General features: G+C 59.8%; 28 protein-coding genes, 1 tRNA gene and 1 pseudogene. 16 read left to right on the forward strand and 14 right to left on the reverse strand.

Annotated features, from left to right (window positions below; genetic code table 11):
* Positions 1-279: 279 nt before the first annotated feature.
* The 3 genes from MUU54_RS16825 to MUU54_RS25200 form a co-directional block, all read right to left on the reverse strand.
* Positions 280-353: transfer RNA gene (locus MUU54_RS16825), tRNA-Cys, on the reverse strand.
* A gap of 329 nt (positions 354-682) precedes the next feature.
* Entirely contained in the window at positions 683-1138 is a 456-nt protein-coding gene (locus MUU54_RS16830) for a hypothetical protein (RefSeq protein WP_247245186.1), read from the reverse strand.
* A 945-nt stretch (positions 1139-2083) separates the two neighbouring features.
* Positions 2084-2560 (reverse strand): hypothetical protein, encoded by a 477-nt coding sequence (locus tag MUU54_RS25200; protein ID WP_247245187.1) that lies wholly within the window; start codon positions 2558-2560, stop codon positions 2084-2086.
* Between the two features lie 162 nt (positions 2561-2722).
* On the opposite strand from MUU54_RS25200, the gene MUU54_RS16840 reads away from it, so the two are divergent.
* The 3 genes from MUU54_RS16840 to MUU54_RS16850 all read left to right on the forward strand — a co-directional run bounded on the left by MUU54_RS16840 (position 2723) and on the right by MUU54_RS16850 (position 4230).
* Positions 2723-2968: a hypothetical protein gene (locus tag MUU54_RS16840; protein ID WP_247245188.1), complete on the forward strand. Its 246-nt coding sequence runs from the start codon at positions 2723-2725 to the stop codon at positions 2966-2968.
* A gap of 192 nt (positions 2969-3160) precedes the next feature.
* Positions 3161-3460 (forward strand): hypothetical protein, encoded by a 300-nt coding sequence (locus tag MUU54_RS16845; RefSeq protein ID WP_247245189.1) that lies wholly within the window; start codon positions 3161-3163, stop codon positions 3458-3460.
* Positions 3461-3996: 536 nt separating this feature from the next.
* Positions 3997-4230 (forward strand): hypothetical protein, encoded by a 234-nt coding sequence (locus MUU54_RS16850; protein ID WP_247245190.1) that lies wholly within the window; start codon positions 3997-3999, stop codon positions 4228-4230.
* Between the two features lie 283 nt (positions 4231-4513).
* Here MUU54_RS16850 and MUU54_RS16855 read toward each other — a convergent pair whose 3' ends face one another.
* Both MUU54_RS16855 and MUU54_RS24830 read right to left on the reverse strand, forming a co-directional pair.
* On the reverse strand, positions 4514-4759 hold the full coding sequence (locus tag MUU54_RS16855; RefSeq protein ID WP_247245191.1) for a DUF982 domain-containing protein: 246 nt from the start codon (positions 4757-4759) through the stop codon (positions 4514-4516).
* Between the two features lie 96 nt (positions 4760-4855).
* Complete coding sequence (locus MUU54_RS24830; protein WP_312038842.1) at positions 4856-5275, reverse strand: DUF982 domain-containing protein; 420 nt, start codon at positions 5273-5275, stop codon at positions 4856-4858.
* Here MUU54_RS24830 and MUU54_RS16865 point away from each other — a divergent pair.
* Together MUU54_RS16865 and MUU54_RS16870 are read left to right on the forward strand one after the other, a co-directional pair.
* The gene (locus MUU54_RS16865) at positions 5190-6020 is read left to right on the forward strand and encodes a DnaB-like helicase N-terminal domain-containing protein (RefSeq protein WP_247245193.1); all 831 of its coding nucleotides are present in this window, start codon (positions 5190-5192) and stop codon (positions 6018-6020) included. The genes MUU54_RS24830 and MUU54_RS16865 overlap by 86 nt on opposite strands.
* Positions 6021-6092: 72 nt before the next feature.
* Complete coding sequence (locus MUU54_RS16870; RefSeq protein ID WP_247245194.1) at positions 6093-6470, forward strand: DnaB-like helicase C-terminal domain-containing protein; 378 nt, start codon at positions 6093-6095, stop codon at positions 6468-6470.
* A 249-nt stretch (positions 6471-6719) separates the two neighbouring features.
* Here the strand turns inward: MUU54_RS16870 and MUU54_RS16875 are convergent, their stop codons facing one another.
* Positions 6720-7022: a DUF982 domain-containing protein gene (locus MUU54_RS16875; protein WP_247245195.1), complete on the reverse strand. Its 303-nt coding sequence runs from the start codon at positions 7020-7022 to the stop codon at positions 6720-6722.
* A 612-nt stretch (positions 7023-7634) separates the two neighbouring features.
* Between MUU54_RS16875 and MUU54_RS16880 the strand changes: the two genes are divergently transcribed.
* Positions 7635-7937 (forward strand): hypothetical protein, encoded by a 303-nt coding sequence (locus tag MUU54_RS16880; protein ID WP_247245196.1) that lies wholly within the window; start codon positions 7635-7637, stop codon positions 7935-7937.
* Between the two features lie 20 nt (positions 7938-7957).
* On the opposite strand, the gene MUU54_RS25020 is transcribed toward MUU54_RS16880, so the two are convergent.
* Entirely contained in the window at positions 7958-8233 is a 276-nt protein-coding gene (locus MUU54_RS25020; protein WP_376742133.1) for a DUF982 domain-containing protein, read from the reverse strand.
* Between the two features lie 83 nt (positions 8234-8316).
* Between MUU54_RS25020 and MUU54_RS16885 the strand changes: the two genes are divergently transcribed.
* On the forward strand, positions 8317-8568 hold the full coding sequence (locus MUU54_RS16885; RefSeq protein ID WP_247245197.1) for a hypothetical protein: 252 nt from the start codon (positions 8317-8319) through the stop codon (positions 8566-8568).
* Positions 8569-8922: 354 nt separating this feature from the next.
* On the opposite strand, the pseudogene MUU54_RS16890 reads toward MUU54_RS16885, so the two are convergent.
* Positions 8923-9109: pseudogene (locus tag MUU54_RS16890) on the reverse strand (hypothetical protein); the annotation flags it as partial.
* Positions 9110-9698: 589 nt separating this feature from the next.
* Here MUU54_RS16890 and MUU54_RS16895 point away from each other — a divergent pair.
* Both MUU54_RS16895 and MUU54_RS16900 read left to right on the forward strand, forming a co-directional pair.
* A complete protein-coding gene (locus MUU54_RS16895) occupies positions 9699-9881 on the forward strand; it encodes a hypothetical protein (protein ID WP_247245198.1) in 183 nt (60 codons plus the stop codon).
* Complete coding sequence (locus tag MUU54_RS16900; RefSeq protein WP_247245199.1) at positions 9841-10662, forward strand: hypothetical protein; 822 nt, start codon at positions 9841-9843, stop codon at positions 10660-10662. The genes MUU54_RS16895 and MUU54_RS16900 overlap by 41 nt, the downstream gene beginning before the upstream one ends.
* A 363-nt stretch (positions 10663-11025) precedes the next feature.
* Here MUU54_RS16900 and MUU54_RS16905 read toward each other — a convergent pair whose 3' ends face one another.
* Positions 11026-11253, reverse strand: a complete 228-nt coding sequence (locus MUU54_RS16905) for a hypothetical protein (protein WP_247245200.1) — start codon at positions 11251-11253, stop codon at positions 11026-11028.
* Between the two features lie 111 nt (positions 11254-11364).
* On the opposite strand from MUU54_RS16905, the gene MUU54_RS16910 reads away from it, so the two are divergent.
* Complete coding sequence (locus MUU54_RS16910; protein ID WP_247245201.1) at positions 11365-11559, forward strand: hypothetical protein; 195 nt, start codon at positions 11365-11367, stop codon at positions 11557-11559.
* Positions 11560-11804: 245 nt separating this feature from the next.
* Entirely contained in the window at positions 11805-12503 is a 699-nt protein-coding gene (locus MUU54_RS16920; protein WP_376742183.1) for a hypothetical protein, read from the forward strand.
* A gap of 173 nt (positions 12504-12676) precedes the next feature.
* Here MUU54_RS16920 and MUU54_RS16925 read toward each other — a convergent pair whose 3' ends face one another.
* Positions 12677-13078 carry a four-helix bundle copper-binding protein gene (locus MUU54_RS16925; RefSeq protein WP_247245204.1) on the reverse strand — a complete coding sequence of 134 codons (402 nt, stop codon included), beginning with the start codon at positions 13076-13078 and terminating at the stop codon, positions 12677-12679.
* A gap of 403 nt (positions 13079-13481) precedes the next feature.
* On the opposite strand from MUU54_RS16925, the gene MUU54_RS16930 reads away from it, so the two are divergent.
* A complete protein-coding gene (locus MUU54_RS16930; RefSeq protein WP_247245205.1) occupies positions 13482-13712 on the forward strand; it encodes a hypothetical protein in 231 nt (76 codons plus the stop codon).
* 112 nt (positions 13713-13824) lie between these two features.
* Here MUU54_RS16930 and MUU54_RS16935 read toward each other — a convergent pair whose 3' ends face one another.
* Positions 13825-14562 carry a BA14K family protein gene (locus MUU54_RS16935; protein ID WP_247245206.1) on the reverse strand — a complete coding sequence of 246 codons (738 nt, stop codon included), beginning with the start codon at positions 14560-14562 and terminating at the stop codon, positions 13825-13827.
* 201 nt (positions 14563-14763) lie between these two features.
* A complete protein-coding gene (locus tag MUU54_RS16940) occupies positions 14764-15084 on the reverse strand; it encodes a hypothetical protein (RefSeq protein WP_247245207.1) in 321 nt (106 codons plus the stop codon).
* A gap of 116 nt (positions 15085-15200) precedes the next feature.
* On the opposite strand from MUU54_RS16940, the gene MUU54_RS16945 reads away from it, so the two are divergent.
* The 4 genes from MUU54_RS16945 to MUU54_RS24615 all read left to right on the forward strand — a co-directional run bounded on the left by MUU54_RS16945 (position 15201) and on the right by MUU54_RS24615 (position 16313).
* Entirely contained in the window at positions 15201-15434 is a 234-nt protein-coding gene (locus tag MUU54_RS16945; protein WP_247245208.1) for a hypothetical protein, read from the forward strand.
* Between the two features lie 66 nt (positions 15435-15500).
* Entirely contained in the window at positions 15501-15725 is a 225-nt protein-coding gene (locus tag MUU54_RS16950; protein ID WP_247245209.1) for a hypothetical protein, read from the forward strand.
* Positions 15634-15852, forward strand: a complete 219-nt coding sequence (locus MUU54_RS16955) for a hypothetical protein (RefSeq protein WP_247245335.1) — start codon at positions 15634-15636, stop codon at positions 15850-15852. The genes MUU54_RS16950 and MUU54_RS16955 overlap by 92 nt, the downstream gene beginning before the upstream one ends.
* 326 nt (positions 15853-16178) lie before the next feature.
* Entirely contained in the window at positions 16179-16313 is a 135-nt protein-coding gene (locus MUU54_RS24615; RefSeq protein ID WP_281433373.1) for a hypothetical protein, read from the forward strand.
* A gap of 10 nt (positions 16314-16323) precedes the next feature.
* On the opposite strand, the gene MUU54_RS16960 is transcribed toward MUU54_RS24615, so the two are convergent.
* Positions 16324-16566 (reverse strand): hypothetical protein, encoded by a 243-nt coding sequence (locus tag MUU54_RS16960; RefSeq protein WP_247245210.1) that lies wholly within the window; start codon positions 16564-16566, stop codon positions 16324-16326.
* A gap of 332 nt (positions 16567-16898) precedes the next feature.
* Positions 16899-17078, reverse strand: coding sequence for a thermonuclease family protein (locus tag MUU54_RS24835; protein ID WP_312038840.1), 180 nt, complete (start codon positions 17076-17078; stop codon positions 16899-16901).
* Positions 17079-17141 lie beyond the last annotated feature (63 nt).

Raw genomic sequence — 17141 nt, forward strand, 5'->3', positions numbered from 1 at the left:
GGCTTCGCGTCTCCGCCGGTTGCTCAACCCGCGCCAAACGGCGTAACAGAAACGGTCGAGACTCTAACTGCCGCTGGATGAAAGTTCAGTGGCAGGTCACCCGCAGTTTAGCTCCACACTCATTTTCCGTGTTGCATTCCATGTCGCATGGACCTGCCGAGTGTGACGGGAAACCGTTGGAAATCAAGGGGAATAGATTGCAACATGAGTGCGTCATGAAGGGGCAGGGTGCCCGCTCCACAATTGCTATAACCCGCTGAAATCATTCATAAAGAAAATTGGAGGCCTCGCCCGGAATTGAACCGGGGTACGAGGATTTGCAGTCCTCTGCGTCACCACTCCGCCACGAGGCCATCCGATTGTGTAAAAGCGAGCGGTGGCGGGGCTTTAGAACGAATCCATTGAGGGTGCAATAGCCTTCATTCTGAACGCTGTCCTTTTTTCGTTCTGAACGCCTGTTCGGGCATCGTTCCCCCAGAGGCGCCCATGCGGCGCTTTGTTGCCTCCAGGACGCGGGTCTCCGTCTCCTTGCATAGCCTCGATATGCACTGCTCGTGCGGTGCTTCGACAGGACGCGCCCCTGTCCCTCCGTGAGGCCTTTTTCCTCCAGTTCCGTGATGCCCGCCGTGCCTGGCTTTGTCGATCGTGAAGCCGGGGAATCTGTTCTTGCTGGCGAACTCCGTCACGTCCTGCGACAGACGGCTGCCGTCCCCGAACAGCTTCCCGCTCTTCTGGCAGACGATGGACGTGCCATAGCGTGGCACCTTCGCCAGAACAGCCTCAGCTCGCGCGTAGAGCGCGATAACCCATCCTCCTCCACATACTCAAGCGGATGCTCTGTACGCTCTCCGGTCTCCCTGTGAGCGAATATGATCTTGTCTGGCGCACTGTCGCCGCGATATCCACTCCAAGCTGCGTAGCCGGCACCGATTGAGGTCGGGCGCATCAGCCATTCGAAGGCCAACACGGCAGCCGCAGCCAATTCCCCCCGTTCCTTCTCGATGGCTTTCTCTGCGAAGGCGTAGACCGCCTTCCGCTCGACATGGCCCTTTACCGCCTTCTGTGGTTTCTTGACCGTGACGCCTTCCCACGGGTTCGGCGTGTCCTGGCGGAAGAGGTCGGGATGATGCGGGCGCATTCGCTTCCAGATGGCCTTGCAGTAGGCGACGACCTTCTCAGCGGTCCGCTGCGCTCCCTCATCCACAAATTTCAGATATATCTTGCCGCCGTGCTGACGCCGATCTGGTTGATCTTCGCTTCACCCGTGCGAATCTTTTTTCCTGTTCCGGTGCACAGACCGATCTGGCAGACCCGGTCAAGGACCGCCTATAGTCTGGCCGGCTGAATTCAGACACGCGCTCGAGAAAGGCATCATGCTTCAGGTAGGCGTTCACGAGACATTCCACCGTTCCGTGCTTTGACGTGTCAGGAACGTTGAAGGGCGACTGCTCCTTCAGCCAGCCATCAAGCGGCTGGTTCCACAGAGCGGCCGCGTCCCTCAGTTCCTTCTCGCTCAGGTTCACGCCCAGGGCGGCCGACAGGTAAGGGCAGTTCCGCTTGCGTAGCGGGTGGGGCAGTTCCAATAGTAGCCGGTTGATCCATTGGCCAGTTTCTTGAACGAGTTGTAGCGGGGCATCTCCACAGGGATCATCACAACGGAACCGGATCTCCGCCGCCTGTGGCGCTTTCCGGATCGATTGCCCTGTCCAGATCGCTCTTCCGCCACGCTCTGAATTTTCCCCTGCCGGTGCCCGTCTCAATGAATGGACGAGGCCACACGGTACCGATGCGGCTCATGAAGGCGTCGACCGTCTTCTCGCCGGCATAGGCAGCCGCAAGCTCATCCCGCAAAACAGCAGGCTAGCATCCGGTCAGGAACGAAAGCTTCCTTTGCCATCAGTCCCCGCTATTCGACTTTTCCACAGGGACGGCCACCACCTCCGCCGAAGGAAAGGCAGATACGACTGCCGCAATAGCTCCGGCCCAGATCAGGAGCGAGGCGGCTCGGTCGATCAGAAACACTCTTCCGCGTAAGCTCATGACCCGCTCACCCTCGATTGGGGCGCGGGTGTTTGGGTCTTCGTCATGACATACCCTCGTACGCGGATTTGGGAAGTGCGCGACTTTTTACGTTATGGTACGGTTGCTCTCCGGTGAGGTCTTCTCTCGGATGTACCGAAAGGAATCCTCCATGGGTTCTGTGATTGAGGTTGGCTTCCAGCTTGACTGGGAGCATCCGGTCTTTGTGGGTGACGGCGACCTTCTGGACACAGCCATTCTTGGACCCCGCGCTGGCCTTAAGTACCTTCAGGCGGGCCTGCCTATTCGAACGGGCCAAACCTATTGGAACGCTGTCCAAGCATGCAGCTCCGCCCTTCTTGGAAAAGGCGACCTGGACCACGCGAGGGTGTGTTTTATAGCCGCCTATGCGGAGTGTATGTTCAAGATAGAAGAACATTAGGCTTTGCTCCCCCCTCTCGGGTGCCTCGCCCAGCTTCGCTGCTGCTTCCACGCCCTTCACGACTCCAGCTTCCAACGCCGCCCGATCAGCAAGACCCATGCACTCGGCACCGAGTATTCAACTTCAACGTTGCGATCCTTTCCGGCCAAGCGTGAAGGCTTCCACATTCCGTTGCTGTGCGGTGGTGCGTGTCCAGTAACCTGCAGGCTTGAATGTGACAGCGTGATGCCGTTCAAAGTCCTCGGCAACAATGGAGCTGCAATGAGCGAGATCGAGAAGATTGCAAGGACGGTTTCTAAACTGGCCAAACCTAAGATGAGGCCCAAGGAGCTTTTCGAAGCCGTTAGGAAAGTGCATCCGAAGGCGACAAAGAAGGAAATCACGCGCGGCGCGTTCTATGCCGTCATCATGGCTGCGGGCAGTCGGCCGGACGCAGTACATGGTCTTCATGACCTCGCCACAGAAAGCCGGAAAGACACATTGGAAGACAGTCAGAAGACGTCGTAAGTCGCCTAAAAGTACGTTCGGAGCCCGATTGGAGGATTTCAATGAAGGTGCGCAAGCAGGAGCCTCGCGAGCGAGCAGCGCGGGCTATGTGCAGGCTGGAGGGCTTCCCGGCTCAGAAGCTCGACCACTACCTCAAGGCGTTCGAGGCAGAGACCAGCAAAAGGCCGTCGACAAGCTCAAGCTGGGGAGAACTTGTCCTGGCTCGGCCTCATCCCAGATGATCCGCGCGGTGATCTTCTCTCCGATCGTGCCACCGATGAGCAGATGGTTCAGGCCAGAGGCTTCCACGCCGGTCTCACGGGCCTTGATCGAGTGTCCGGCTACGACGCCGGCAGGGCATCCGACAAGCTCTGGCTGGAGAGCTATGACGCTGGCCGCAAGGAATACGAGACTGAGGTTCCGGATCTCCTAGCGCGTATCCACGCAGCGTCTTCGAAGGGAGAGCTAGCGGCCGACGGCGATCCATTTCCCGATCAAGGCACCATGCACTGAGCTCCTCCGGCGGCTCAGTCCTCCGAAGGGAGCCGCCCAACTAGCCGTCGCGAATGGCGGCACCTTCTTTTTCCGGCGAAGACGATGAACGTTCAACTTCGCATTCAATCATTCTGTTGCCCGACGTGCCGGGGGTACATCGGAGAGGCGGCGCCGCTGGACAAAGTGGCCGAGCTAAACACCTCCGACCAGCAGCGGTATGTGTTCGATGCACTGGCGAAGAAGCCGGGGGCAACATCCCCCGTGCCGAGCTCTACAAGGCCATGTGCGTGTCCTGCCGAGCAATCCGTCCCATGGGTTCGCCAACCTGATTTCCGCGCTCCGCTCAAAGCTGGAGCCGCCCGGCTGGATGATTGAATGCACCAACGGCGCACGGCGCGGGGGCAGGGCGGTCTACCGGCTGATCACCGTGGAGGCAGGACTATGACCTGGATCCTCGGCTTCGACTTCTCAAAGTATACTGGCTGGGCAACCTTCAGCCCGGAGCGCCGCAAGGCAGATGGCAACTTCGCGAACGTCCGCTGCGGAGTGTTTTGATGCCAGAGGGCGCCGACCATTACTACACCGGCGACGAGATTGGCCTGGAGGTCGCCGCCATGTTGCGGGAGTCCAAGCAGGAGCATGGGCAATATCCTTTCTTCGCTGTGCTCGAGCAGCAGATCCTTGTCAACGTCGGCAACACCAGCGCTGATGCGATGATCTATCCGTGGGTGGCCACAGCGCCATCGTCGCCACCCTGGCGAATTTCGGAATCCCTTATGGCACGCTGATGCCGTGCTCCTGGCGCAAGTCGTTCTTCGGAGAATGCTTCAAGCCGCCGCTCGACAAGAAGATCAAGAAGGACTGGAAGTCTGCCGCTATCTAGGAATGCGAGCGGATCGGCATTACCCTCCCGAAGCAGAAGGTTCTAGCGCACAACGCCGCTGAGGCTTCTGCTCTCGCGATCTGATGGGGCGTGCGGGACATGAAGGTTCACGCGGGTCGGTATCACCAGCCGTGGCTCAACCTCGTCATGCAGCGCAATGAGCGGCAAGGGGTGGCGGCATGAGAGCCTCAGTGAACGGTGAAGCCTGCCTCAAGTACCGCTGCTTTGAAGGCATCACGAGCCTCCTCCGGCTCGGCCCTCCCGTCCAGAACGAGCATAAGGGTCTGAAGCGCAGCATGATATCTCGCGCCATCCTTCGTGGGCCAGTTGCCCATAAGGCAGTTGACCGCCTCTTCGTTGCTCCAAACGACGATCGGCCTGTTCGGCACCTTATGCTCGACCACCACAGGTTCAGGCCAGTCGATCCCATACATGTCGGGGCTCCTCTCCATACGCGCAATAAAGGCGGCGTAAAGATCACAACCGACATGAGAGAGTCCGGTTCCCCGCATGATGTCGCTGCGGTAACGCTATTGCTTCAGAATACCAGCCTCTTCAGCTGCCTTGATGAACGCAGCCTCAGCGACAGAAGCCGGAACCTCACCCACAAGCGCCCTCATGCAAGCGCGTTTCGCGGCAGCATACGATCTCGAATGAGGTGCGGGCCAATTGTTGGTAAGGCAGGTAATGGCGTCTCTAGGAGTGCGGACACTTTTGAAGTGGTCGCCTCCCTGACAGATTATTTCGATCTGACTGTCCCAAATCGTTGTCTGCATGGTCGAGTACTCCTGGTGTTTCGAGGGCAACAACGGACGGCCGGGGAGCTCGTTCCGTGGGCCAGAAGTCCTATCGGAAGGTGGCACCATGAGCGGCCCTGTTGATCGCAGTGCGTTCGACCGCATCAGGGAGGATGACGCCTTCGATGCGTCTGAAGCCTTCCTCGCGTGCATGTTCGCCAACAACCAGATCCTGAACGAATGCGGCCTCGAGTGGGAGGATTTTGGGGAAGACCTTCATCAGCTCGTGTTCCGTGCGACGATGGATTTCTATCGCTCCGGGCAGCCGGTGACGCCGGTCCATCTGAAGCCATTCCTCCCTAAGGTGGTTCGCTCTGGGAACGACGACATCATCACCGCCAAATACATGACCGGCTTGATGAGCCTTGGCTTCAACCCGGCCACGATGCAGCGGCTGGAATCGTCGCTCCACATCATCAAGAGCGTGTCGCTCGGTCGGCAACTGGCTCGCGGGGCCGAAGTCGCCGCTGAGCTCGCCAAGGAAGGCCACACGCTCCTCAGGGCGGACGATGAGATAGAGCAGCTGGAAATGCGCCTGAAGGAGCGCAGGACTCGATTGGCGGCACTGAAGGCCGGTGCATCGCCTGGGCCGTCCTATCTCGCGATGTTCGAAGCCTCGGCCAGACGTGACGGCGTGGTGGGCGTGCCGGTCGCTCTTCCTGAGGTCGCAAAGGTTCTATCGGAGCCGGTCTTTGACTCCGGCAACCTATACGGACTGCTGTCGTCCTCAGGCGAGGGCAAGTCCAGCCTCATCACGCAGCTGATCTACCATGCGGTGAAGGAGGGGCATCCGGTCCTCTTCCTCTCTTACGATCAGTCCGCCGCTCAGTGCATCCGCCAGATGATCGCCCAGGTCCACGAGATCAGTGTCAGGCAGCAGCGCGAGCCAACCGCTTGATGACGCAGCAGGGGCGGGACCGGTGCGTTCTCTTCGCCACCCAGATAACCAGCAGCCGTTCGACATTATCCGGTGCCAGCGGGAAGGGGTGACGCAGCTCCTCGCCTACGCCCCGCGCTTCGTCAAGAAGCGGGCCAACGGCGAACGCCCTTCATCGTTATTGACCACATCTGGAAGGTGAAGCCACGGGATCCGAAGCTATACGCAGACAGGATCGCCGGGGAAGTGACGGTCGAGCTAAAGGCATTGGCTGACGAGACGGCGGCCTCAGTCCTGATCCTCAACCAGCGCAACAGTTTCGGCACCCGGCGCGACAATGCCCGCCCGATCGCTGCGGACCTCTACGGCGGGGAGGCTGCAAAGGCAGACTACGACGCAATTCTCTACCTCTACCGGGCGGAGAAATACAAAGCGGAGCGCGTGGCTACCGCCGCCAGCGATTCCGACTGAAAGAAGATCAACAAGGTTTTCTTCGGCGACATCGAGGGCATTGCCGAAATTGGCAGCGTCAAGGTCCGGTTCGGTGACCCACTATCAGCGAAACCCTGCGGTTCGAATCTGAATACACCCGCTACCGGTGAATAAAGCCAAGGCGCTCACAAGAGGAGCTGGGCTATGAAGGCGCGGGACCTGATCCTCATGAAGGGAGTTCATCTTCAGAGAGGCCGCACCCACGGCCTCTCCTTTAAAGATGGCAACCTAGAGGGTCGCACGGCCGCCGCCGGCGGGCGCCTTCACCATCCAAGGCTGAACCGCTGGCTGCTTGACGAGTATACCCTTCTTCTTTCCGAAGGCTCGGATCGCATCGCGAGCTGCTCTCAATGGCTTCAGGCCATCGTGAGCCATGTAGCACGTCTTCAGCGTTGCATCATGGATCATGTCCCGCTCACGTTCGGGCCACTCCTCAAGAAAGTCGATTGCATCCTCGACGGCGGTTATCTCCCGAACCAGGTCCCTTTTCTCCTTCAGATAGACCGGTCGTTCGAACAGCTTCGAGATCATTTCTACCTCAATGATTTCGTTGGTGATCAACAAGGAAAGCGCTGTCGCCAGCGCCGGCATTCGATTTGGGTTCGCTCGAGTTTCCGTTCAAGAGGCTTAAGGAACGGTGAAACCACCAGCTACGGCGCCCCCTATGCAGACGCACCGAACAGAAGCGAGCTGTTCTGATGCAGCAGACGCTTCCTCTCTGGTGTCCGGTGGCTGTCCGTTCCGCCGTCCGGCCGGACAGAAGAAGAGATGTGGGCCGAGCTAGATGAAGGCGCGGCGCCTATCTCCTCGTTTCGGAGCGCGCCGATCAACCGGATCTGCAGCGAGAACCCTGTGGTGCACAAGCACGCCAAGGAGCGGATCCGGAACTACGAAGAGTTCGCCCAGAGTGTTCAGCCTTGGCAGTCGGCCACCCGGAGGTGAAGCGCACCTGCTTCTGGCTGCGCAACCTCCCGCCGCTCGTCCCGACCAACATCGTGGGAGGGCCGTCAGGCTCGCGTCCACCGGATCCTACGCAGGCCGGACAGGTGGAAAGAGCGCTTCCGGTTCTTCACCGGCATAGCGGCCGCGATGGCCGATCAGTGGGGCGAGCAACGCCACCCAGCAGTTCTATCAGGAGGCAGTATGAACAAGTACGCGGGATATGCGCATCAGTTGCGCCGCGGATGGTGGGCAATGGTTCGCTTCGTTAAGGACGCGAAGCCAAGGCCCATCCTTGGCGAGAAGGGCGAACCGGTCGTCTACGAGACCGAGCTTGACGCGCTGCGGGCGGTCAACAAGCACCTGCTCCAATTCCTCAACTTCCCCATCGTCGGCGGAGAGTGCGAGCACGTCCCCAAGATCAGCGAGGCCCGCAAGGCGAAGGCGGAGAAGTTGCTCAGAGGCGGCGGCGCGGTCGACGTAGAGCGGGTAGGGCAGAGCTTGTGATGATTCATGCTCATCCATTTTCACTCTGTCCTTGCGAGACAGTCCGCCTGCACGCAGGCCGCGATGAAAGTGGCCTTCGCTTCGTCGACTGAGGATTTTCCACAAAGTGCCGCCATTGCGGTTCTTCTAGCCTTGGCAAAAGCGGTGCCCCGAGCGCCAGGCCATCGGCGGCAGAGGAACTCATACGCCTCTGCTGGCCCCGCAATCGCGTGTAAGGTTGTGCTTCTGGCCACCACGGACACTGTGCCGCCCCAGTCTGCACCAAAGTCGACATCGATCATCTGCTCATCTGGCATGATTCGCCTCCGTGACGTCGCGTCGAACAGGTTCCCCCCGTTTCCGTTCCCTGGTTCTTTCGGTTGGTACGGAGTCGTACGAGATGGTTGACCCCAGTGTCCACAGCATCTGTGAAGAATACGGCATAGAGATCATCGACGGCCGCGCCTATCCGGATGTCCGTCAGACGAGAGCTGTGGCGACCATGGACCGGATCCTACGCAACCGCGGCGAGGCTCACTTTCGCATGGTGATGTCGACGTTGGCGGAGACGGAGAACAATCAGGGGCAGCTCGACGAATATCTGTTTTGGGCAGTGAGCGACCTGGTGGAGGCTTGCCAGGCCATCATCTAGGAGCGGCCGACCGAATTGGCCGGAGTGTTTCGACAAGACGCCTGTGGGGCAGCTCCAGTTCATCGCTAGGGACCTCAGCGGCATTACCCATCAGCGCTATGCAATCGCGGACATGCTGTATGAGAGGATAGTTCGAGTGTTCGGGCCCACCGCGGCGCAGGGGTCCTATTCGACGAGAGACGGAGAGCGGCATGGCGAGGGAAGAAATCACCGAGCTTTTCGTTCGGGCGGCGGAATCCGACCGGCGGCTTCCGTTTGGTGACGGACCGAAGCCGGTGAAGGCGCAGGCACTGCCATACGTTCATGATGCAGCGGACCAAGCCGGGTGGGGCGGTGAGCGCTATGCGGAGGAGCGTCCTCGGTCCTTTCGATCATCTCGCCGACCGTCACGAGTTCCAGTGGCAGCGTCACTTCGTTCCCGTCGAACCGCACGAAGTACACGCCCTCGGTGGCGCTTCGGATGACTTGTTCCATAGCTGCCGTCAGGACTGTCCAGGGTGAAGAGCATTCGGGTGAGGTTGTCGACGTCGGTTGTTGCCATCGATTTAAATGCCAGTCATTGAGGACGATGGACCCGCAAAATCGCCCACGAGCCGGCCAAAGACAAGGCGAATGCAACCGACTGTTAGCAGCTGCATTCATGTCCAGTAACCGGAGTAGGAAGCTGAATGTTCTTCTTCTTTTCGAACCGACTGGGTTGCCTCGGGTCGCTTGTCGTCTCGGCAGTCTTGACCGTAATTGTTCTGGCTCTCTTGGGCGTGTTCTAGCCCGGACGCCACCGTCCCGCCCTGAAATCGGAGAGCGGCCTCGTCGTCTTCGGAGGTCACATGACGACCTACGAGGAACGCGAATCTGCCTGTGCATGATTCCTGGAGCCGCAGCGAAAGCGGTCATCACCGGCTCGATGCCACCGTCTGAATTAAATCAAACCGGAAATCAAAGATGCGCGGTGGACCGAGGAAGGCGCTGGACGCCCCAAGGGAGCCCGTACAGTGCGAACGAGCAAGGTAGCCGGGAGAGCACCACGACGGCCTGACGCCTCTGGAGGTCATGCTGAAGGCGATGCGGGCGCATGCGGAAAAGGACGATGGACGGCCGCGTCGGCCATTGCAAAGGACGCCGCTCCGTACATGCATGCGAAGCTCCCCAGCGTCCAGCATACCCGCCGAAACGGCGGCCCGATCCAGACGGTCGACCTTTTGAATGCAACGGAAGAGCAGCTGAATGCACTAGAAGCCATCTTTGGCCCGCTTGCCACCGGCAGCGGTGATAATGAGGGCGATCAGCGCAGAGAGGGCGAGGCGGGAAGCTGAGCGACAGCGCCGGGACGTTGAGCAGAACACTGAGCAAGTCCGGACGCGGTGCAAGACGCTTGCCGCCTTCGTTGAAGATCCGCGTCACAACCGATGGCGAGCTCCTGCTGCCGGAGCGGTCATCCGTGAGGCTGTCGAGGCTCTGAAGGTGATCAAGGGCTCCTACGGCTATGCCGGCCAATACCAGCAGCGGCCGACGGCGCGGGAGGGCGGGCTGTTCAAGCGGCAATGGTTCGAAGGCAAGATCATCCCGCAGGCGCCGCCTGGCACGCGCTGGGTGCGCCACTGGGGCCTTGCGGCCACGAAGAAGACGACGGCGGCCAGGACAGCCGGCGTAAAGCTGGGGAAGGCGCCTGTTGGCTCCTTCGTGGTGGGACATGTCGTCACGACTCAGGACGAAGGTAACGCCGTCCGTAGGCTCGTCAAGACAACGGCCGACATGGACGGAACGGGCGTGATGATGAGCCTACCGCAGGACCCAGGGCAGGCCGGCAAGGCGCCGGCGAAGGACTACGTCTCGATGCTCGCCGGCTGGACGGTGAAAGCCGATCCGGAGACCGGGGACAAGGTGACGAGAGCGGAGCCATTCTCATCACAGTGCGAAGCCGCAACGTCCTATCTAGTGCAGGGGGCATGGAACGAGGCCTATCTCGACGAGCTCTGCCTCCTTCCAGGCGGCGCGTTCAAGGATCAGATGTATGCCACCTCAGGGGCTTTTGGGCGCCTGGTCGGGAACCGGCAGTCACAGACGACAACGTCGACAGTGAAGGGACTGTACTAATGGGAGCGGCGTGGATCATCCACGACGGATATCACGCCGGTGCCCTGGCAGTCTCTGCACTCCATCCTGTTAAATATCCCGGAGCCTGCGCAGAGGAGACAGATCTCTGCTGCCATTGGATTCGCGCTCAAGTGTCTTTCATAAATGAGTGGCTTCTCTGGGATTTCGGTTGGCGCTGGATGTTCCGCAGTCATGACAGCCTCCTGTGCTGTGCGCGGTAACTAGCAATATCCCGGATTGTTCCGGCCACACCAAGCTCCGACCTTGATGACCGATGTGTGATCACGAAGCACCCGCCGTACGTAGAGCAAGCGGATAACGGCTGTGGGCGAGAAGGATTCGAAGGAGGCAGCGGAGCAGTACCTACTGTTCTGCGCCACCAACCACAGTGGAGGAAATTCCCTTTAGGCGCTTGAGGATCTCAACGATTTCTCGCTCGCCCTCTAGGGATTGCCTTATGCGCTGCACCAGATGTTCCTTGGCCCCAGGCGGGTCGGTTTGCAGCCCAGCATTTGTGAAAAGCCCAAGCTCATACTCAAGGCGGTCAAGGTGGGCTTCATGCCGTGCCAGCATGTGCTCTTTAGTGGGCATTGCGACCTCATTTAGCCACGCATCTGTCTGTCCCCTTAATCGGGCGGAACACTATCCGCAACTAGGGCTGAAGTCCTAAGAAGCAGAATGCGGCAACGGAGCAACTACTACATGACCGATGCCGTTGGGACGAAGCACCCGCTTTACATCGAGCCTGCCGACGAATGGGCGCTGATGCGCGACACTACCGGCGGCGAAAAGGAGGTGAAGGGGGCAGGAATACAGTACCTGCCGCAGCCGTCGGGCTTCAAAGCCCAGGATGACGGCGGGAAGGCGCTGTACGAAGCCTACCAGAAGCGGGCGTAGTTCCCGGAGATTGTCCACCCCACGATCCACGGCATGGTCGGCGTCATCCACCGCACCGAGGCGCAGATCGAATTGCGGACGGCTGGAAATGAAGTGATGCCTGCGGGCCGGGGGAACACGAATCTCAACGAGATCCCATTTGTCATGATGGGCGCGCGCGACCTTTCCTTGGCTCCTGAACTGCCACCGCTGCTTGGCGTCGCTCGGTCGGCGATCGCTCTATACCAGCTCTCCGCCGACTACCGCTGGCAGCTGTTTATGACGGGACAGGAAACCCTTGTCGTCATCAACGCGATGCTCCTTCAGCCGTCGGCGCCGGTGCTGTCATTGCCATCAAGCAAGGCGACAATGCGTGCACGCCTGACGTGAAGTATGTCGGTCCGGTTGGTATCGGCATTGCTGCTCACCCGGCCGCGATCCTCGATGAACGACAGAACGCAGCTCAGTCGGACGCCTGGCTTTTCAACAGCAGCGAGAGCAAGACCGCAGAGAGCGATGACGCGCTGCGCATTCGCTTTGCTGCTGAGACGGCCACGCTGACTTCAATCGCGCTGGCTAGTGACCAAGGGCTGGAGAAGGCGCTACGGCACATCGCGGTCATGATTGTGCAAAGTCCTGATGCGATGACAGTGAAGCCGAACCTCTCGTTCGTCGACGCGACCCTCAGCGAAGGCAACTTCGCAGCAAATGCCGAAGTCTCTTCTGTTGGTGGCATCGGCATCAAGGCCAACAACACCGACGTCTCCACCGGAAAGCAGGCGAAAACCATTGAGCAGGCCGGTCAGGCAGTCATGCCCGGCGCTCAGAAGATGGTTGGTGATCAGCCTGTAGACGGCAATGGCAGCGCCGGCGAAACCAACGCGAGCGCCAAGGTCCAGATTCCCGGCCAACTGGAAGGACCTCACCTGGCAGGAGCGACGCTCGCTGGCGTCGAAGCTCAGTGACGATCTGATCAGCAACGGTGAGGAAGCGAAGAGCGCTATTGAAGCCGAGCTGAAGCGGCGCGGCTGAACGAAAAAAAAGAACCCCGGCCAGTGTGTATGTGCCGGGGTTCTAGAGATTTGAGGTCTCAATATCGTTTCATTAACGGCCGTTGGCGTTTGGTTCCCGAGTGGCCTTAGCGCACCTGAGGCAGCGCCTCACGGCATGCCTCTTCACAGGCCCGGCAAGCTTCCGCACAGATGCGGCAGTGCTCGTGCACCTCTGCGTGCTCTTGGCATTCGTCACCGCAGGCACGACAGGCTTCAGCGCAGGCTTGTATGGCGGCGCGAAGGACATCAACGTTCGAGCCGGTTCGACGCGAAGCCATTGACCCTGTAGCGGCGCAGATGTCGGCGCAATCCAAATTGAGCCGAATGCACTGCCTTAACTGCTGCACCATTTCTTCGGCTAAACAGGCGTCGGCGCATGAGGTGCAGGTTTGAGCACAGCTGTAGCACTCTTCTATGCAACGCAGCAGAGCGTCGGCGGTATTGCCCTTGACGTCCGGATGCGTGCTGATCATTTCGCGAACTTGCATGATTGACTCCTTTGGCTTGGTGAGCGGGGTGAGCTGACGCCCAGTGGCCGAACGAGGGGCGGCGGGCGAGGTTCCGAAGACTCAGTACCGCCGTACCTGCATGACCCCGCCCCCGGGATTCTGCGTAGATTTTCTTTATGAGGTAGATGGTGACCACCATCGCTCATGCGCCAGCCGCAATGGGGCCGGTGCAGCACATCGCGCACGAGGCCTGGTCATGGACCACTACGGCACCCCGGACGACGCCACAACCTATCACGAGGCGCGAGACAATGCGGCATGGACGGCTGCCGGTGTGGACGATGTCAAGCGGACTGCCGCCCTCGTGCGCGCCTCAGGCTCTCGATGCCCTCTACGGCGATCGATATCCGGGCACCATCGCCGCCGTCGACCAGGATCTACTGTGGCCTCGCAAGAACGTCACCTGGCGGAACAGGCGCTTGCCGAAGATGTCACCCCAATGCCGATCGAACATGCTGCTTATGAACTTGCGCTGCGCGAACTGGTGAAGCCCGGCAGCGCCGCAGCCGCAAGCTCTCGGGCCGCTCCACGGTCTGTTGCAGTGGCTCTTGCAAACCCAGCCTGTGTTGTCGCAGGTCTCGCACTCCATCGGCTGAGCATTGCCGAAGGCTGAACAATCCGGCATCAGGAAGAAGAGGACGCCCAGCGTGATCTCGCGGCACAACGTGAGTCATCGGTCGCCCGAACTCGTGCCAAAGGTTTGGCCAGATCAGGTCGTCCACCGGCTATTCACATTGGCGGCGCGGTCCGCCGCCGTAGGGCTGGTAGGTGTTGTCCTCCGGCCGGTACGAACGGTAGCGGGCGAAACAGGACTGGGCGTGTTCCCAGCTCCGATAGTTGGCCGGCCTATCTGCGGCGGCCTGTTCGATTTGCTGATTGTCTGGCGGGGCCGTTTCATCAGCGAAACTATCGTCTGTGGCTGGCGGAGGTGAAACTTCGTTGATTACTTCGGCAGATCCTTGATCCGACAAGAAGGGAGAGACACACTGCTTTCGCCCGCCGCTGTAAGGCGTGTAGCTGTTGTCTCGTGGGCGGTACGACCGATACCGGGAGGAACACCAATCCAAGTGGGCTTCACTTAACAGCGGCTCATCAGGAGCTTCGTCCGAGGGTACTTCGGCAGGGACGATTGAGCCAGTAATTGTCTCATCCAGGCGTTGAGCGTACTGGCCAGCTACCGCCTCCTCTGAACTGGCAATTGAAAGGTCATCATCCGTCTCCTGATTAGGCGAGGATTTGGCTGCGGTTGTCTGTGCTGGCACCGGCGCGCGGCTGGGAACGCGCTCCAGGCCAGAATCTGCCACTTCGACCCGCATAGGATGATTAGTCCAAAGGTCAGTGGTGTCGGTCAGTTGCTTCTTGTCTCCGCCGGCAGTGAAGAAAACCATGGCCGCTACCAGACCAGCGACAAAAGTCGTGAGGGAAAGACAAAGTCCGCCCAAGACTGCCAAGAGTACCTTCATTAGACCGCTCCAGTAAAATGCTCGAAAGCAGAATGCTGGCGGCCAGTACGGGTTCCCAGTTTAATGCGGTTAGGACTTCAGTCGGAGCCAGCTAGTCCCTTACCAGCCAAAGGCCAGTAGGGGCTTTGGTTCAAGGCTGGCGACAGGGGCGCCGGACTTTGAACAGCCGCGAGCGTACGGGCGCTGCTGTGAGTGATAGTTTTAGATGGAGTTCAGGGCAGCTCTCACAAATGGCTCTACCGGTGCGAAGAGATCGACCTCGTGACAGAACTGAGCGTGGAGAGCCTCGTGATGGCCAATCGCTGCCGCGAGGGCAGTCGCGACAAGTGCAGACCCTCCGACGAGAACTGCCAAGCCGACGCTGATCTTAGCCGGCCAAGACATGGTGCGTGAGTGTTCTGCCGGCTGCATCATGAGCCCCCCGTTGTCTCGGTGGGTAATCGAGCAGAAGCGGGATGAGTCCACCATACGGACAATGGTCGGAGTACGGCGCCAACTGGCGCCCGCCCAATCGTACTGCATCGCCTGATCCTCATGATCTATGCCGCGTACCGACGGCCAATGATTAGCAGTCCCGACAATGTTCCGCCTGCCTTGCGCGAGGCTGGCCCACCACACACGGAACCCGGAGAGAAACAATGACCCTGCCCATCAAGGCGGAGCACATCCGCTTGGCTGCAAAGAACAAGGGAAGCGAGGCTAAGCTTCGCTCCGTCCTGACCTCGCTCGATCGCTATGCGGCCAATGTCGGCCTTGATCGCCTGCACCGGCTGATCCATTACCTGGCGCAGCTGATGCACCAGAGCGGGTCGTTCAAGTGGGATCAGGAGATCTGGGGCCCGACACCTGCTCAGCAGCCTCGATGGTGGTGATCCTGTTCGGCGGGGAATGGATCATCCGCGGCGTAAAGGCGCTGCGGCGCGAGATAGAGGCGTGAGATGTTCTCCTCTGCCCATATCATCGGCGCTCTCGCCATCCTCATCACCCTCAGCTGGATCTGGGACAAAGCCAGCGACGACGCCCTCAACAAGATCGAAAGGCAGAACAATGAAGCAGGTGACGCTTCGGACAATGACCGCTTTCGGTTTGATCTTTGCCCTGACGGCATGTGGGACTTCGGCGCCCGCAAGTGCACCAGGTCTGCGTCGGGTGGTCGGGACTGAGTTGGTCAGTGCCCGCGGCGCAACGCTGACCGACCAGCGGAAGATCGACCGGACCGTGGTGGGGATCTGCGCGGCCGACGTCTGGACGCGGGACGAGTGCGCGCGGCACGGCGCGTCCGCTCCCTGATCAAACCTCCAGCGCCAGTCGGCGCATGAAAGCAATGATATGCCGGGTTCGCATGATGATATCCTCCGGGTGCTTGGCCGCCTCGAGGAGAAGGTTGATGGTTTCGGTTGACGCCTGGACAGATTTGAGCAGGAGTTTACCGAGGAGCGGCGCAACAGCTCGGAGAACCGTCACAGGCTGCATGAGCGGATCGACCAGCAGTCGCGGCGGATCGGAGAGGCTGAGAAGACCGTCCTTGCTGCCGGCGCGACCGCTGCTCAGCAGAGGGATGTGATCACCGGACTGACGGAACGATCGATGACGAAATCAAACCGACCATCAACCAGGTGAAGGACATCACGCGGCTGGGGAAGACTGCGGCGCTGATCTTCGCCGGCCTCGGCTTCACCGCCGGGGGCATGTTCTTCTATTTTTCCGAGACGGTTGTGCCGATACTGCGCAGGTGGCTGCGGATCGAATAGTCGCGCTAGGTTAAACGATGCTTGCCTGGTCTGCAGCCAGAAGCCGATCTAGTTCTTCTTCAGGAACATTATACGCTTCGGTACGCCCGCCTGACGTCAACATGAACGTGAGCGTCCGGTGATAGGCTTCCCAAACAACATCGAGGGGTTCTTCCTCGACATGTACCTCGAAAGTGCCTGGCGCGTGCGTGGCTTCCATACCGGGCAGTTGGAAGGGGTGGTGAAAGGTGACTTGATTGACATAGCTTCGCATAGGCGAGCCTCGCTGCAGTAGTGAGTTGATCGTGCTACAGCAGATCCAAAAACACGATGTACAATATGAACCCGATGGACAGTGCCGGAGCCCAGAGCCGAAGGGGAGCGGCATAGCGTCCCCATTCTGATTCTGCGTGGATGAAGTGGGAAGACATCACGTCCTCCTTCGCTTGGGGCCGGGCATCAAACCCGAACAGCAACGCCCTTGAAAATGGCTGCTGGAAGAATGACTATGCGCCATCGTCGTATTGAACACAAGCGCCGCGCATGCAGTGACCATCGCTCCTAGGTCCGCGGGCAAAAGGTAGTCAGCGACACCAATCGGTCTTCTTACCCTTCCGCCACTCCCTGGCGAACCCTTCCCGGGATCAATTGCTTTCCTACTTGCCGCCCGTTCGGCAGGTAGACGTTCACCAGCGGACTGCCATAGCGATCCTTGCCCTTGGCCTCGATCCGTAGCTTCTTTCCCTCGATCATCTCCTGCAGCCGGAACTTGGCCAGTGGCGCCATCTTCCGTTCCTTGCTGCACTTGGCGCCGCTGTCTATCTGTGGCGTATCCACGCCGCGGACGTT

Origin of the sequence: Pseudorhizobium tarimense (assembly GCF_022968135.1) — a bacterium.
In the GTDB taxonomy this organism is placed as follows: domain Bacteria; phylum Pseudomonadota; class Alphaproteobacteria; order Rhizobiales; family Rhizobiaceae; genus Neorhizobium; species Neorhizobium tarimense.

Excerpts from the sequence above, each read along its gene's own strand:
- MUU54_RS16880 (WP_247245196.1), top strand. The coding sequence starts at position 7,635 with ATGAACAAGTACGCGGGATATGCGCATCAGTTGCGCCGCGGATGGTGG.
- MUU54_RS24830 (WP_312038842.1), bottom strand. The coding sequence starts at position 5,275 with ATGCACGCGAGGAAGGCTTCAGACGCATCGAAGGCGTCATCCTCCCTG.
- MUU54_RS16840 (WP_247245188.1), top strand. The coding sequence starts at position 2,723 with ATGAGCGAGATCGAGAAGATTGCAAGGACGGTTTCTAAACTGGCCAAA.
- MUU54_RS16865 (WP_247245193.1), top strand. The coding sequence starts at position 5,190 with ATGAGCGGCCCTGTTGATCGCAGTGCGTTCGACCGCATCAGGGAGGAT.
- MUU54_RS16875 (WP_247245195.1), bottom strand. The coding sequence starts at position 7,022 with ATGATCTCGAAGCTGTTCGAACGACCGGTCTATCTGAAGGAGAAAAGG.
- MUU54_RS16945 (WP_247245208.1), top strand. The coding sequence starts at position 15,201 with ATGACCCTGCCCATCAAGGCGGAGCACATCCGCTTGGCTGCAAAGAAC.
- MUU54_RS16850 (WP_247245190.1), top strand. The coding sequence starts at position 3,997 with ATGCCAGAGGGCGCCGACCATTACTACACCGGCGACGAGATTGGCCTG.
- MUU54_RS25200 (WP_247245187.1), bottom strand. The coding sequence starts at position 2,560 with ATGGGTCTTGCTGATCGGGCGGCGTTGGAAGCTGGAGTCGTGAAGGGC.
- MUU54_RS16910 (WP_247245201.1), top strand. The coding sequence starts at position 11,365 with ATGACCGATGCCGTTGGGACGAAGCACCCGCTTTACATCGAGCCTGCC.
- MUU54_RS16935 (WP_247245206.1), bottom strand. The coding sequence starts at position 14,562 with ATGAAGGTACTCTTGGCAGTCTTGGGCGGACTTTGTCTTTCCCTCACG.
- MUU54_RS16940 (WP_247245207.1), bottom strand. The coding sequence starts at position 15,084 with ATGCAGTACGATTGGGCGGGCGCCAGTTGGCGCCGTACTCCGACCATT.
- MUU54_RS25020 (WP_376742133.1), bottom strand. The coding sequence starts at position 8,233 with ATGCCAGATGAGCAGATGATCGATGTCGACTTTGGTGCAGACTGGGGC.
- MUU54_RS16830 (WP_247245186.1), bottom strand. The coding sequence starts at position 1,138 with ATGCGCCCGCATCATCCCGACCTCTTCCGCCAGGACACGCCGAACCCG.
- MUU54_RS16950 (WP_247245209.1), top strand. The coding sequence starts at position 15,501 with ATGTTCTCCTCTGCCCATATCATCGGCGCTCTCGCCATCCTCATCACC.
- MUU54_RS24835 (WP_312038840.1), bottom strand. The coding sequence starts at position 17,078 with ATGGCGCCACTGGCCAAGTTCCGGCTGCAGGAGATGATCGAGGGAAAG.
- MUU54_RS16960 (WP_247245210.1), bottom strand. The coding sequence starts at position 16,566 with ATGCGAAGCTATGTCAATCAAGTCACCTTTCACCACCCCTTCCAACTG.
- MUU54_RS16900 (WP_247245199.1), top strand. The coding sequence starts at position 9,841 with ATGAGGGCGATCAGCGCAGAGAGGGCGAGGCGGGAAGCTGAGCGACAG.
- MUU54_RS16885 (WP_247245197.1), top strand. The coding sequence starts at position 8,317 with ATGGTTGACCCCAGTGTCCACAGCATCTGTGAAGAATACGGCATAGAG.
- MUU54_RS16905 (WP_247245200.1), bottom strand. The coding sequence starts at position 11,253 with ATGCCCACTAAAGAGCACATGCTGGCACGGCATGAAGCCCACCTTGAC.
- MUU54_RS16895 (WP_247245198.1), top strand. The coding sequence starts at position 9,699 with ATGCATGCGAAGCTCCCCAGCGTCCAGCATACCCGCCGAAACGGCGGC.
- MUU54_RS16855 (WP_247245191.1), bottom strand. The coding sequence starts at position 4,759 with ATGTATGGGATCGACTGGCCTGAACCTGTGGTGGTCGAGCATAAGGTG.
- MUU54_RS16925 (WP_247245204.1), bottom strand. The coding sequence starts at position 13,078 with ATGCAAGTTCGCGAAATGATCAGCACGCATCCGGACGTCAAGGGCAAT.
- MUU54_RS16955 (WP_247245335.1), top strand. The coding sequence starts at position 15,634 with ATGACCGCTTTCGGTTTGATCTTTGCCCTGACGGCATGTGGGACTTCG.